This is a genomic window from Lysinibacillus sp. A1 (assembly GCF_000801965.1).
Taxonomy (GTDB): Bacteria; Bacillota; Bacilli; order Bacillales_A; family Planococcaceae; genus Lysinibacillus; species Lysinibacillus fusiformis.
On record NZ_JSZM01000009.1, the window covers coordinates 108068 to 122552 of the forward strand.

Below are 14485 nucleotides of genomic sequence, written 5' to 3' on the forward strand. Positions count from 1 at the left end.
TCGTGCAGACATCCTTAGTCGTTTGCACGAGTTTCTATAGTATCCATGGGCAATGTAACGGAAAAAGCTGTAAATTCTCCAAGCTTACTTTCGACGGCGATAGTTCCATGGTGCATATCAATAATTTTTTTGACGATGGCTAAACCGAGACCACTTCCTCCATTTGTGGCAGTCCGTGATTGGTCGGCCTTATAAAATCGTTCAAAAATATGCATTTGCTGCTCTTCGGATAGCCCAATACCAGTATCTTGCACAATGATGGTCACGGTATCTAAATGCTGTGTCATAGTTAAAGTAATTGCACCTCTGTTGGATGTGAATTTAATGCTATTCGTTAGCAAATTCATCCAAACTTGATTCAGTAAATCTTCATCTGCAGTAATCGTTATATTGTCTAGTTGAAGATCGAAGTCCAGTTGTTTAGCTACCCAATTTGGTTCAAGAGCCAGAACGACATTCCGCAATTGTTTATCCAAGCGATAGGTTGTCGTTTCAAATGGATGATGCTGTGATTCTAAGGAAGTCAGCTTCAGCAAATTATCACTAATCTTTGATAACCGATTACTTTCCAATTCAATAATGTCTAAGTAATGTTGACGCTTTTCTTCAGGCAGATGAATGTTCTTAAGAGCCTTCGCAAAGCCATTAATAGATGTTAAAGGCGATTGAATCTCATGGGAGACGTTTGAAATAAATTCCTGTCGCATTCTTTCAAGTTCTCCTAATTCAACAGCCATATGATTGATGCCATGGATTAATTGGCCAAATTGGTCTTCCTCATTGCCTTTTACATCTAATTGGATATTAAAATCCCCTTTTGCCATTTGTCTTAAGGCTTCAACAATAGCGTCCCAGTAATTTCGTTGTCGATTGAGCCCAATTAAGAAGATAATAGCGGCCGAACAGGCAAAGAGCACAAAAACACCAAGGACGGTGCCTAATTGCTGCCAAAAATCATGAGGTTCTGTACCTAACTGACCATATAGCCATCCTGTTGCATGATAAGAAATAAAGGCAAATAAAGTATTCGTAATGAGAAAGAGGAATAGAACAAATAGAATTCTAACAAAGAATTTTCGTTTTCTCATAATGCTAGTTCCAAACGGTAGCCAAGACCACGAATGGTGCGGATGGCAAAGCCGCTAATCTCCTGAGGAAAACGCTCACGTATTCTTTTAATATGGACGTCTACTGTGCGTTCGTCTCCTTCATAATCATAGCCCCAAATTTCTTCAATCAATTGTTCACGAGAAAATGTTTTGCCCACATAGCTCGCTAATGTAAATAATAATTCGAATTCCTTTAACCGAAGGACAATGATTTCTCCGTTCAGATCAACTTCATGTGTATGTCGATCGAGTTTAACATTGCCAGCTTCTACTACTTGAGAGAGAGCAATACGATATCTTTTTAATATCGATTTAACACGCACAATTAGCTCGGCAGGTTCAAAAGGTTTTACCAAATAATCATCTGTCCCTAAATGGAAACCCTTGACCTTTTGAGCGGTTTCTCCTTTAGCAGTTAGCATAAGAATAGGGAGATCTGTGTTGTATGAGCGAATTTCCTCACATAAAGCCCACCCATCCATGTTTGGCATCATGATATCCATAATCACCATATCTACCTTTTCAGAGGCCAACTTGGACAGTGCATCGACACCGTCCGTCGCCTCAATAACCTCTAGACCTTCATTTTGTAGAAATACTTTTACTAATTCTCGAATATGGGCATCATCATCTACCATTAATAGTTTGGTCATCTAAACAATTCCCTTCGTTAGTCCTCTTTAATTCGTAATTGCTGCTTGGCAAACTCACGATACATGGCATGCGTTTCAAAGAGTGATTCATGTGTACCACAACCTGTAATATGTCCTTTTTCTACAAATAGTATTTGATCGGCATCGACTACCGTTGAAAGACGGTGAGCAATAACTAAAGTTGTGCGACCTTGCATTAAATTATCTAACGCCTTTTGTACATAAATTTCTGACTTACTATCTAAACTTGATGTAGCTTCATCGAGCATTAAAATTTGTGGATTCCGTAGTAGCGCTCTGGCAATAGAAATACGCTGACGTTGCCCCCCTGAAAGCTTGATGCCTCTTTCGCCTACTTCTGTGTCAAACTTATCGGGAAGCTCGTTAATAAATTGATCAGCATAAGCCATTTTAGCCACACTTTCTAGCTCATCATCCTGCACTTCACGGTCAACACCGTAGCAAATATTTTCCCGAATCGTTCCTGACAGCAGGGCACTTTCTTGAGCCACATAGCCAATTTGACTACGCCATGAGTGAAGTGAAAATGTCTCAATTGGCGTTTCTCCTAGCGTAATATTACCGCTAGTTGGCTGGTAATATCGTTCTAACAGGGAGAATGTGGTTGTTTTACCGCCACCACTTGGACCTACAATGGCCGTTACTTTGCCTGGCTCTATTGTGAAGTTAATATCGGATAAAATCGACTCCTCGCCATATGAAAAATCAACATGGTTAACATAAATCGGTTGATCTATTTTTTCAACAGTAATGCCTTCTTCAATATGTTCTTCTTCGTGGTCCAGTAACTCACTAATGCGTTCCGTGGCACCCATTGCTTTTTGAAGTTGCGTAAAGAACATCGTTAATTGTGTCATGGGCATGATGATTTGGATTAAATATAAAATAAATGCCACCATATCACCAGCTGTCAGCTCACCAGAGGAAACGCGCACGCCTCCATAGCCAATAATAGCGACGAGAACTGACATTAAAACGAATGAAATTAATGGTGAAATAAGCGCATGGATTTTAGCTTCTTTTAAGCCAAAGTTAAAGAGGTTCGTAATGCCCTTTTTCCCACGCTCATATTCTATTTGCTCGGCATTAGAAGCTTTAACCAAACGTGTTTCAGGTAAAACTTGGTTTAATACCGAAGTAAACTTAGCGGTTTCGTCTTGCATCCCTTTAGAAATCACAAACATGCGTTTCCCTAGCAGCATTAAAATAACCATCGCTAGTGGAACAGCGATTAACATCACTAATGTCATTTTCCAATCTAGGAATAAGAGAATGATAATGGAACCGATGATAGAAATAACACCCGATAAACAGTTTGCTAGATGCTCTGTAATGAGCTCCTTTACGACCGCTGTATCATTTGTTACACGACTTAATGTTTCACCCGTATCGTTTTCATCATAATAGGGGATGGGTAAATGCAGCAGCTTGCGCCAAAGTTGATCCCGCAATTTTGCTACTACATGTTGACCTACACGATTTAAATAATAGATAGATAGTCCACTTGCAATGGCTTGGGCGATAAAAGCAATACCCAGCAAAATGATCTGCCAATAATTAAGCGATTCTAATGAAAAGCCGTCCACTAACTGTTTTGTAAATAATGGGACGATAAAACCTACGCCCGTAGTTGCTAAACTCATAATTAAAGCTATAACTAGGAGCCAAATAGGTGGTTCAGCTCGTTTTACTAATTGTATAAAATGACGCCAATCTGGTTTTTTAGTAGTTTCTTTTGATGTCTCTTGCAAAGAAATAAGCCTCCTTCAATATCGTCAAACAACGTATGTCGTTCCTATGGCTTTTACTATAGCATGTGTTTATGAACTGAATATGAAATGAAATAAAAGGTGATGTGCAATTCATCATCACCTTTTAAATAGGACTAATCAGCAAACTCATCATGGTATAAAGACTTACCGAGTAGTCGATAAATTCTTAGAGCTAATTGTATTTGTAATAGCTCCTCATAGTTTTTTAAATCGGTCTTTAAAATCTCTTTAATTTTTTCGATACGATAAATTAATGTATTGCGATGAATAAACATTTCCTTAGCGGTTTCGCTAATATTCATGTGGTAAATAAAATAATTTTCTAATGTAATTAAATAGCTCGTCCCATGTAATAAATCATGCTCAAAGACAGCCCCTAAGCTCTCTAAGAAAAAGTCTTTTAATTGTACCTCATTAATATTCGAATCTAAAAAGTGATGATGGAGTGATCAGCAAAATGGGCCACTGCACTGCTTTCCTCGAATCGGTGCATGAGACGGAGAGCTTCGTGAGCCTCGGCAAAGCTTTTATGAACGTAACGAATTTGTTTGTATTCTTTCCCAATACCAATTAAAAAGGTAGTTTCTGCTTGATACTGACTTAATAATTGCAAAATTTCCTCAGCATATTGTTTCGTTTCATTAACAGTCATATCTTGCTTACCTTCTTGTTGTCCCACCAACACAATAATTTGATGATTTCGATAAAGGCATGTAATTTCACCATTGACGGTACTCGAGTGTTTATAGATTAAATTCATACATTTTTTTGCCATATTATCAGATTCGTACTTTCGAGAAATTAAATCATGATGATCCTGCAGGTTATCACGGATCATTGAGATAACAATACAGTAATATTTATAATGGACATTTAAGCCATGGAGATCACAGAGCGTTTGAAGTGTCTCGCTAGATGTGATTTTCCCCGTTAATAAATCATCAAAAAACTCCTGTTTGATTTTAAGTCGGACATCCTCAATTTCCTTCTGTTTAATCCTCTCTAATGCCACAATCGTGGAGGCTTGCTCTAAAACAATATAATCAAATTCATTGAGATCATGAACGGTTTGCCAAATGACGATGTAGCCGTAAATATAATTGGCTACTGCTACAGGGAGAATTCTGCATTTTACAGTAAGATCCTCTAAATGATAATTTCTTGTAATCGATTTTTGCATCTCATTGAGATCCTTAGGAATGGAATCGATAAATTCCTTTGAAAAAGTCGGACGATTTTGTTTAAGGTTGATGCCGTAGGCAAGTGGGACTGGATTGGCATCGAGATCAGTGAAATGGAGTAAATTCCAATCCTGATCTAAAAAGATAATCGGATTATTAATGGTTTCCGCTAATTTTGAGGAAATCGATTCGATGCCTCCTCCTTCTAGTGCCACCTTAAACAATGTGTTGTGCATATCCAATGATTTTCGATTTAATAAGTCATAGCGGCCAGAGGCCTTTTCATTAATGATCGATATGACCTTGGATAAGATGTAGTTATAAGGTAACTCCAATAAAGGTAATCCATATTGATTGGCAATATCGATCATGTTTTGAGGTGTTTTTTGGAGATAACGTCTCATTTTAATGACGAGGCCCGCACAATTGACTTTGGACAGTTCTTGCATAATTTTATTTTGTAGTTCTTCATCATCTTGGAAGATATAACCGGTTGTTAATAATAATTCATTCGGTGTTAGCCAATCAAATGCATCAGGATTCTCAATAATGTTCACAAGTGATATTTTATTGTGAATGCCTTGCTCTCCCGCAACAATTTTAATTCCATCCAAAGCCTTAATTTCTAATAAATCTTTAATTGTTAGCAAATGATTTCACTCCTTTGCCATAATCTTATCACAAAACATTGTACATATTGCCCAAATCATCTCCATTCTTTTTGGTATTGCTAAACAATGATATATAGGGCATAAGAGAATAAAATAAAGCGTGTAAGACGGGAATGTGAAAAAACTAACATTCTCGCAATTCATTTCCCTTTAGATGAAATGAACAATAGGTCGGGAAAATGGAGGAATGAAAGAAATTGGAAGATACAATTATCATCTCAGAATTTTTAGCGGCAGCTGAAGCGGGAGATATAGATACTTTGCAACGTTTTTTACAACAAGGTGTAGATATTAATGCTCGCAATAAGCAAAAGCGTACAGCCATTTTACTTGCTGCCATGAACGATCAATTAGAAACGGTGAAATTTCTAATACAAGAAGGTGCCGATATTAACCTTCAAGATCAAACTTGTTTAAATCCATTTTTATATGGCTGTATTAATGGAAAATTAGAGCTTGTGAAAATAATGCTCCAAGCAAACACAGATTTAGAACGTCTAACACGTTTTGGTGGAGTAGGTGTTCACCCAGCAAGTGAGAAAGGATTTGTTGAGGTAGTTCGTGAGCTTGTGACAACGACAGATATTAATGTTAATCATACAAATATTTGTGGTTGGACACCATTAATTGAAGCAATTCTTTTGAATGATGGTGGAGAGAAGCAACAAGAAATTGTTCGTTTATTAGTAGAGCATGGTGCAGATACACAATTGGTCGATCAATATGGAGTGACTCCGCTAGCAATAGCTAGAGAAAAAGGATTTACGGCCATTGAAAAAATTTTACTAGAAGCTGGGGCAAAATAGGAGCAATCCTACGACTTAAAGAGGTGTACATATGATACACGCTAAATCTGGTGATAACTATTTCCTTCAGCAACTAGTTGAGACGGAGTTTACGGGAACGGTTCATAGTGTATTTAGGCATGCATTAAATATTCGCAGTACTGCAAATGATGAAATTTTTACACTTGCAACGAAAGCTATGGATAATGCTCCCAATTCGCTTGTCATTGATCTTGATACTTTGGACAATTTGCACATAATCCAAAATGACCCTGTTAGGATCAAGCATCACCAATTATTAATAGAAGATAAATTAACCATAGCGGTAGAAACAGCCACTCATTGGCAATGTCATCTACCTATTTTCCCGTCAGACATGGCAACGTTAAAACAGAATATTGTTCAAGTGAAACAGTTTATTGATATATATGGAAAAAGTGGGGGAATGAAGCGCAGTGATTCACCAGTTAGTGCATTTGAGGCAGAAACTTCGAGATTGCTAAAAGAGCGCACAGCATTACTCCATGAAGAATTATGTAATCGCCGTTTTAATAATTTTCAGCAGTATGTACTTGATTTAGTGGGCTTGGGACCAGGGTTAACACCATCAGGTGATGATTTTATAGTTGGATTATTGACGATCATCCATTTAGAACAGAGTCCGTGTTCTATTTATCAGCCATTGTGTGAAAGCGTCATCAAATGGATGAAGCCTTTAACCAATGAGATTAGTTATACAACATTGAACAAGGCTGCATATGGACAAGTTAGGGAATCTATTCATGCACTTGTCTCGGCCATGCTATCTGGCACGGAAGGTGAAGCGATCGAAGCACTGAAGAAGGTACTTGCCATCGGCTCTTCATCAGGTACAGATATCGCCTTAGGGCTAATAAGTGGCTTTGAAGCCAATATAAAATTAGGAGGATAAAAATGAGTATTAAAGTTGTAATTAAGCGAAACACATATTTTGATTCAGTATCATTGATGTCACTTTCAACAAAAGCGAATCAAATTGAAGGCGTTGAGCAAGCCATTATTGGTATGGGTACAGAAATGAACAAGGGAGTCATTCGCAACGTGGGTTTAATGACTCCTGAAGTAGAGGAAGCAACAGCAGGGGACTTAATGATTATTGTGAAAACTGCTAATGCGGATGAAACAGAAAGCGCTTACTTAGCGGTGGAGGAATTATTTACAAATAAAAATTCAGCACAAGCAAAAAGTGATATTAAATACGCAACGATTGATTCAGCTGCACAAGGTATTCCTGATGCAAACTTTGCTGTCATTTCTGTAAATGGTGCTTTTGCGGTTCGTGAAGCACGCAAGGCTCTTGAGAATGACTTACATGTTATGTTATTCAGCGATAATGTAAGCGTGGAAGACGAAGTGGAATTAAAAACATTAGCACATGACAAAGGCTTATTAATGATGGGTCCAGACTGTGGTACAGCAATCATTAGTAATATAGGACTTGCCTTTGCAAACGCTGTAAGAAAAGGCAGTATCGGTATCGTTGCAGCATCAGGTACTGGTAGCCAAGAGGTAAGTGTCCGTATTCATGACTTCGGTGGTGGGATTACTCAACTTATCGGTACGGGTGGCCGTGATTTAAGTAAAGAAGTAGGCGGAATTATGATGCTAGATGGTATCCAAGCTCTTGATGCCGATGAAGCGACAAAAGTAATCGTTCTCGTATCAAAGCCACCTGAAGCTAGCGTGGAGAAAAAAGTATTAGCACAAATTAAAGAGTGCAGCAAACCTGTTGTTGTTTACTTTATCGGTGGTAATGAAGAAGCAGTAGTAGCAGCTGGTGGACAGTTTGCTAAAACGTCTAAAGAAGCAGCGTTACAAGCGGTATTACTTGCTGGTATTGATGAAGCAGGCATTAACAAACGTGCACTGAACCTTCCATTAATTGAAGAAGTTCGTGCTAAATTATCGCCAGAGCAAAAATATATCCGTGGATTATTCTGTGGTGGAACGCTTTGTGATGAATCTATGTATCTAGCAATAGAAAAATTCGATCATGTATATAGCAATATCCAAAAAAATCCTGACTACCTATTAAAAGATATTAATGTGAGCCAGGAACATACTTTCATAGACTTTGGGGATGATGACTTTACAAACGGTAAACCACACCCAATGATTGACCCATCTTCTCGTATTGAGCGTTTCTTACAAGAAGCAAAAGATCCATCGGTTGGTGTCATTGTAATGGACTTCGTTTTAGGCTTCGGGTCACATGAAGATCCAGTTGGTGTTATGCTTCCGGCTATTATTGAGGCTAAACAATTGGCAGAAAAAGAAGGCAGACACTTAGAGATTATTGGATATGTTCTAGGAACAGATTTAGATAAACCAAGTTTAGAAGATCAAGTGAAAAAATTAGCCGATGCAGGTGTGACACATGCAAGCAGCAGTACAAATGCGGGCTTACTGGCTAGAGAAATGGTTTTGAAAGGAGATCATCATGAGTAAGATTAATGAACTTTTTACAAGTAAAATTAACGTAATTAACGTAGGTATTGAACTTTTTAACAATGATATTTTAGCGCAAAATGCGAGTGCTACACACTTAGAATGGTCACCACCAGGTGGAGGGAAGCCACAAATAATCACGGCACTAAACAAAATCGATAAAGCTGAATTGGCTGAAAAAATTGAAGTAGCAAACCGTCTTGCAGTCGAAAAAATTGTTAACTCTCAACCGGTTCTAATTGGTTTCGACCAAGCAATTAATGTAGTACCAGGCATGACGAAGAAAACAATTTTACACGCTGGCCCTCCAATTACATGGGAAAACATGAATGGTCCAATGAAAGGTGCCGTTATGGGAGCTATCATTTTCGAAGGCTTGGCAAAAGATCTTGAGGAAGCGGCGGCAGTTGCAGCATCAGGAGAGATTATATTCTCACCATGTCATGAGCATAACGCTGTAGGATCTATGGCTGGTGTTACATCTGCCTCCATGTTTGTGCACATTGTTGAAAATAAAACATACGGTAATCGTGCATTTACAAACTTAAGTGAGCAAATGGCTAAAGTTTTACGTATGGGTGCAAACGATGACAGCGTTATTGATCGTTTAGTATGGATGCGTGATGTTTTAGGACCCATTTTACGTGACGCTATGAAGCTCAATAAAGAGGGGATCGACCTTCGTTTAATGCTCGCACAAGCACTTCATATGGGTGACGAGTGTCATAACCGTAATAATGCAGGTACTGCTTTACTCATTCAAGCTTTAACACCTTATATTTTAGAAACAGATTACCCTGTTGAACAGAAACGTGAAGTATTTGACTTTGTAGCAAGTAGTGAGTATTTCTCAGGTCCTACATGGATGGCTTGTTGTAAATGTGCATTAGATGCTGCACACGGTATTGAGCACAGTACAGTTGTGACAACAATGGCACGTAACGGTGTAGAATTTGGTGTTCGTATTAGTGGGATGGCAGGTAACACATGGTTCACTGGCCCTGCACAACAAGTTATCGGGCCAATGTTTGCTGGTTATAAGCCAGAAGATTCAGGTCTAGATATTGGAGATAGTGCTATTACAGAAACATACGGTATCGGTGGTTTTGCTATGGCTACTGCACCTGCAATCGTTGCCCTAGTAGGCGGAACAGTGGATGAAGCAATTGGTTATTCACGTCAAATGAAAGAAATTACTACAACTGAAAACCAAAACATTACTATTCCATTATTAAACTTCATGGGAATTGCTACTGGTATTGATATCCGTAAAGTCATTCAAACTGGTATTCTTCCAATTATTAATACAGCGATCGCACATAAAGACGCTGGTATTGGTATGATTGGTGCCGGTATTACTCACCCTCCAATGGAAGCTTTTGAAAAAGCATTAATCACAATTAGTGAGAAGTGGGCTTAAGCCCACTTCCTATAAGTAGGAGGAGCTTTAAATGGAACATGCAAAAATTGATCAGTCCTATCAAGACTATAGAGCACTAGGCTATTCGGAAGAACTATTACCAAAGGGTCCTCAGGAAAGAGATTGGGGAATCACTAACTACATCACAGTTTGGATGGGCGCAGTTCACAATATTATGTCTTATATGACGGTTGCAGGATTTTTCATCTTAGGATTATCTGTTAATCAAGTTTTCTTAGCCATCATGCTATCAGCAGTGATCGTTTCTGCAGGCTACGCCTTAAATGGATATTCTGCCTCTAAATATGGTATACCATTTGCAATATTACTAAGGGATGCATTCGGAGTAAAGGGTTCCATTATTCCAGCCTTATGTCGTGGATTAATTGCTGGGGTTGTTTTCTTTGGTACAACCACAGTGGTAGGGGCTCAATCTCTAAATGTTTTATTCTCTAGATTCATTCCGAACTATATGTCTATTGGTGGGGACTTCACTCTTTTTGGCTTAGATGTTCCGACAATGATTTCTTATAGTATTTTATGGATAGTTACAGTTTTACTATTTTTGGGCGGCATGGATATGCTTACTGTTTTCGGTAAATATTCATCTCCAATCGTTTATATCTTCATCATTGGAGCAGCGATTTGGGCAATTAATATTGCTGGTGGTATCGGTCCAATTTTAGATTACACACCGGCAACAAAAATGGAAAGTCCATTAGTATTTATTGCTTGTGTCAGCGCATTGGTATCCAATTGGGCTGGTCCAATCGTTAATATTGCAGACTTTACAAATAGAGCTAAATCACCAAAAGCTATGGTCTATGGTTTATCTATTGGTATGATCGGTTCGTATCTACTATTTGCCATCACTTGTATTAGTTTAATAGCAGGGACAGAAATTGCATTCGGACAACCAATTTTTAATATTGTCGATGCAATCGATAAAATCCAAAATCCATTTTCTGTTATTGTATTAATTTTAGCATTAAATGTTGGGGCAACTGCATTTGTCGTATTCGGTAATTTACTACCATCAGGATTACAAATGACAACGTTATTCCCTAAAGTATTTACAGTAAAAACAGCAGGAATTTTAACAGCCATTGTTGGAACAATGATTTTGCCTTGGAAGCTAGTATCTAGTACAGAAACTTTATTCTTCTTCTATAGTTTTATTGGCTCTATGTTTGGTCCAATCGCAGGTATTATGTTGTCAAGTTTTTATATCGAACGTAAACGTCGTATTGAATTATCTACAATTTATGTGCAAGAAGGTAACAATGGGGCTTATAAATCTGGCTATAACATCGTAGCATGTGTCGTGCTCTTGATTAGTTTTATGCTACCAATGTCAGGTGCCTTCCTTAAAGGTGTGCCTTTCCTAGTGAAGCTAAATGATTTTGCCTTCTTTAGCGGACTAATCGTATCGTTCATTTTATATACAGTGTTATATCGATTTAATAACCGGAAAATTCAAAATAATGCGGAAAATGAAGTAGGGGTGTAGTTGTGAGTAAATTAGTAATTGTAGCAATCGGAGGCAACTCGTTAGTAAAAGATAGCGGTAGTGAATCTATTCAAAGCCAGCAGGAAGCTGTTGCTCAAACTGTCGAACATATAGCAGATATGATTCAAGAAGGCTATAAAGTGGTTGTCACACATGGCAATGGTCCTCAAGTAGGCTTTACGCTACAAAGAAGTGAAATTGCTAATGAAATATCTGGCATGCCAGCGGTACCTTTAGTGAACTGTGTTGCCGATACACAAGGCGGAATTGGCTATTTAATTCAACAAGCCCTAATCAATGAACTGGCGAAGCGTCAAATTAATAAAAAGGTAGTTAGTGTGATTACACAAGTGGAAATCAATGAAAATGATCCGAACTTTGTTAATCCTACTAAGCCAGTAGGTTCATTCTTTACGAAAGAGCAAGCGGATGCTATGTTAGTGGAACATCCAGATTGGAAAATGATAGAAGATTCAGGACGCGGTTATCGTCGTGTGGTGCCTTCACCACTACCAATTGATATCGTTGAAAAGGATGCAATCAAATCACTGATTGACAATGATTATGTAGTTATCGCAGTAGGCGGAGGCGGTATCCCAGTGATTAGAAAAGAAAACAATATCTACGAAGGTGTAGATGCTGTTATTGACAAAGACTTTGCAACAAGTCTGTTAGCAGCTCAAGTAAATGCGGATTCATTAATTATTACAACAGGTGTTCCTCGAGTATTCATTAACTTTGGGAAGCCTGAACAACAAGCACTTGAAGAAATTACAATTGAAGAAACAAAGAAACATGTTTTAGACAATCAATTCCCACCAGGAAGTATGCTACCAAAAATCGAAGCCAGTTTGAGCTTCTTAGAAAATGGTGGTCACAGAGTTATTATTACAAATCCTGAGAGTCTAAAAGAGGCAATCAATAATCAAGCAGGTACTCATATTATTAATTAACATAGGGGGAATCACGGTATGGAATATATTCAATTAGCCGTTGACAAAACTAAAGATGGGATCGACCAAAATATTGGCGGACCATTTGGTGCAACAATTGTTAGAGGTGATGAAATCATCGCTGTTGTCGGAAATACGATGATGCGTGATACAGACATAACAGCACATGCAGAAATAGTAGCTATTCGCGAAGCTTCTAAAAAGCTTGGCACAATGGATTTATCGGATTGTGTCATCTACGCAACATGTGAACCATGTCCGATGTGTGTTTCAGCAATCATTTGGTCAGGAATTAAAGAAGTGCATTATTGCAATACAGCAGAAGATGCTCATGTGCATGGCTTCTCTGATATGCATGTACGTGATTACTTAACTGGAAAAGATAAAAGTGTGCTAAACATGCATAAAATGGAGACGCCAGAAGAATGTGATGCACTATTCCATCATTTCAATAACAAAATGGCTAATAGCAAATAATGGCCTATGATCAAGATTAGAGTAGGGATCTCGTTATCGAGAATCCCTTTTCTACTTTTCATCCAATAAGATATGAAATAATTGGTACAATAAAAAAAGATACAGGGCAAAAGCAAATTTGGTTTGATTTTCATCTTCGTAATTCTTAAGAAGGAGTTGTTTACATGGTTGGCAAAGAACGTTATCAACAATTACTAAATAAAATGAATCAATATAATTCAGGTGAGAAAGGAATTACGAGAGTTGCTTATACAAATGAAGAGCAGGCTTGTTTACATGCCTTCATTCGTTTATGTAAAGATGAACATCTTCAAATTCATATTGACCCATGTGGAAATCTTATTGCTCGAAGAGAAGGTAAAGTACCAGGATTACAGCCTGTAGTCATGGGATCTCATTTAGATACAGTTTATCAAGGTGGAAAGTATGATGGAGTTGTTGGCGTAACGGCAGCCCTGGAAGTAATCAAACGATTCAATGAGAAGTCAATTGTGACCAAGCATCCTATTGAAATTATTGCATTTGCCTGTGAGGAGTCTTCTCGTTTTGGTGTATCAACGGTCGGCAGTAAAGCAATGGCAGGGCTTATAGATAAAGAAAAATATCGTCATCTCGTAGATCGCGATGGCATTTCCATGGAAGAGGCCTTTGCACACTGTGGGCTAGATTTTAGTAGTGTAGATCAGGCAAATAGAGCAGGGGAAGGTTTCCATGCCTTTTTTGAGTTACATATTGAGCAAGGTCCAATGCTTATTAACTATGAGAAAAAAATTGGAATTGTTACGGGGGTGGCAGCACCAGTCCGTTTATTAATGACATTAAACGGGAAAGCCTCCCATTCAGGTACAACACCGATGAATATGAGGAAGGACGCTCTTTTAGGGGCATCAGAATTGGCACTAGAATTGGAGAAAGCTGCGATAGCCGAGCAAGAGTTTGGAACAGTGGCAACAGTAGGTATTTTAGACGTTGTTGCAGGGTCCATGAACGTAGTCCCAGGACAAGTGGAGCTAACAGTTGACATTCGCTCCTCCTCAGTACAATCAAGGGATCGAGTTCTTCAGCATTTCTACACAGCCATCGCAAATGTTCAACAAAAGCGAATGCTTGCTATTGACTATAAGGTCATTAGCTCCGAGGAGCCTGTCCTACTTTCGCCAAGTCTAATGAAAGGGTTGGAAAGTATTTGTATAGAAAAAAATCTCTCCTATCAATATATGCAAAGTGGTGCGGGACACGATTCGATGAACATGACTAGACTTGGACCAGTCGGCCTTATTTTTATCCCATCAGTCGACGGCTTAAGTCACCATCCTGATGAACATACTGACCTTGAAGATATTTTATTTGGCATAGATGTTTTAGAAGAAGCGGTTTTAAGATCCGCAATAGTCATCTAGCATGCTGCGTGATAGACAATAGCGGAGCGTGGTTTGTCGTACAGAC

General features: G+C 38.4%; 13 protein-coding genes. 8 read left to right on the top strand and 5 right to left on the bottom strand.

Annotation, left to right across the window (positions count from 1 at the left end; genetic code table 11):
• Positions 1-14 precede the first annotated feature (14 nt).
• The 5 genes from PI85_RS06840 to PI85_RS06855 form a co-directional block, all read right to left on the bottom strand.
• Complete coding sequence (locus PI85_RS06840) at positions 15-1088, bottom strand: cell wall metabolism sensor histidine kinase WalK (RefSeq protein WP_036124696.1); 1074 nt, start codon at positions 1086-1088, stop codon at positions 15-17.
• A complete protein-coding gene (locus tag PI85_RS06845; protein WP_036124697.1) occupies positions 1085-1762 on the bottom strand; it encodes a response regulator transcription factor in 678 nt (225 codons plus the stop codon). The genes PI85_RS06840 and PI85_RS06845 overlap by 4 nt, the downstream gene beginning before the upstream one ends.
• Before the next feature lie 17 nt (positions 1763-1779).
• Positions 1780-3534 (bottom strand): ABC transporter ATP-binding protein, encoded by a 1755-nt coding sequence (locus PI85_RS06850; protein WP_036124700.1) that lies wholly within the window; start codon positions 3532-3534, stop codon positions 1780-1782.
• Positions 3535-3668: 134 nt separating this feature from the next.
• Positions 3669-3857 (bottom strand): helix-turn-helix domain-containing protein, encoded by a 189-nt coding sequence (locus tag PI85_RS25185; protein ID WP_369794236.1) that lies wholly within the window; start codon positions 3855-3857, stop codon positions 3669-3671.
• A 125-nt stretch (positions 3858-3982) separates the two neighbouring features.
• A complete protein-coding gene (locus tag PI85_RS06855; protein ID WP_369794237.1) occupies positions 3983-5386 on the bottom strand; it encodes a PucR family transcriptional regulator ligand-binding domain-containing protein in 1404 nt (467 codons plus the stop codon).
• Between the two features lie 218 nt (positions 5387-5604).
• On the opposite strand from PI85_RS06855, the gene PI85_RS06860 reads away from it, so the two are divergent.
• From PI85_RS06860 to PI85_RS06895, 8 genes are all read left to right on the top strand, one after another.
• Positions 5605-6213: an ankyrin repeat domain-containing protein gene (locus PI85_RS06860; RefSeq protein ID WP_036124702.1), complete on the top strand. Its 609-nt coding sequence runs from the start codon at positions 5605-5607 to the stop codon at positions 6211-6213.
• A 31-nt stretch (positions 6214-6244) separates the two neighbouring features.
• Entirely contained in the window at positions 6245-7123 is an 879-nt protein-coding gene (locus PI85_RS06865; protein ID WP_036124704.1) for a DUF2877 domain-containing protein, read from the top strand.
• A 2-nt stretch (positions 7124-7125) separates the two neighbouring features.
• On the top strand, positions 7126-8679 hold the full coding sequence (fdrA, locus tag PI85_RS06870) for an acyl-CoA synthetase FdrA (RefSeq protein WP_036124706.1): 1554 nt from the start codon (positions 7126-7128) through the stop codon (positions 8677-8679).
• Complete coding sequence (locus PI85_RS06875; protein ID WP_036124708.1) at positions 8672-10099, top strand: DUF1116 domain-containing protein; 1428 nt, start codon at positions 8672-8674, stop codon at positions 10097-10099. The genes fdrA and PI85_RS06875 overlap by 8 nt, the downstream gene beginning before the upstream one ends.
• Before the next feature lie 31 nt (positions 10100-10130).
• Positions 10131-11609: a cytosine permease gene (locus PI85_RS06880; RefSeq protein WP_036124710.1), complete on the top strand. Its 1479-nt coding sequence runs from the start codon at positions 10131-10133 to the stop codon at positions 11607-11609.
• Between the two features lie 2 nt (positions 11610-11611).
• Positions 11612-12562, top strand: a complete 951-nt coding sequence (gene arcC, locus PI85_RS06885) for a carbamate kinase (RefSeq protein WP_036124712.1) — start codon at positions 11612-11614, stop codon at positions 12560-12562.
• 18 nt (positions 12563-12580) lie between these two features.
• Positions 12581-13039: a nucleoside deaminase gene (locus PI85_RS06890; RefSeq protein ID WP_036124714.1), complete on the top strand. Its 459-nt coding sequence runs from the start codon at positions 12581-12583 to the stop codon at positions 13037-13039.
• A gap of 164 nt (positions 13040-13203) precedes the next feature.
• The gene (locus tag PI85_RS06895) at positions 13204-14439 is read left to right on the top strand and encodes a Zn-dependent hydrolase (protein ID WP_036124715.1); all 1236 of its coding nucleotides are present in this window, start codon (positions 13204-13206) and stop codon (positions 14437-14439) included.
• The last annotated feature ends 46 nt before the right edge of the window (positions 14440-14485 follow it).

Coding starts and splice junctions, on each gene's coding strand:
- PI85_RS06840 (WP_036124696.1), bottom strand. CDS start 1,088: ATGAGAAAACGAAAATTCTTTGTTAGAATTCTATTTGTTCTATTCCTC.
- PI85_RS06845 (WP_036124697.1), bottom strand. CDS start 1,762: ATGACCAAACTATTAATGGTAGATGATGATGCCCATATTCGAGAATTA.
- PI85_RS25185 (WP_369794236.1), bottom strand. CDS start 3,857: ATGAATATTAGCGAAACCGCTAAGGAAATGTTTATTCATCGCAATACA.
- PI85_RS06865 (WP_036124704.1), top strand. CDS start 6,245: ATGATACACGCTAAATCTGGTGATAACTATTTCCTTCAGCAACTAGTT.
- fdrA (WP_036124706.1), top strand. CDS start 7,126: ATGAGTATTAAAGTTGTAATTAAGCGAAACACATATTTTGATTCAGTA.
- PI85_RS06875 (WP_036124708.1), top strand. CDS start 8,672: ATGAGTAAGATTAATGAACTTTTTACAAGTAAAATTAACGTAATTAAC.
- PI85_RS06880 (WP_036124710.1), top strand. CDS start 10,131: ATGGAACATGCAAAAATTGATCAGTCCTATCAAGACTATAGAGCACTA.
- PI85_RS06890 (WP_036124714.1), top strand. CDS start 12,581: ATGGAATATATTCAATTAGCCGTTGACAAAACTAAAGATGGGATCGAC.
- PI85_RS06895 (WP_036124715.1), top strand. CDS start 13,204: ATGGTTGGCAAAGAACGTTATCAACAATTACTAAATAAAATGAATCAA.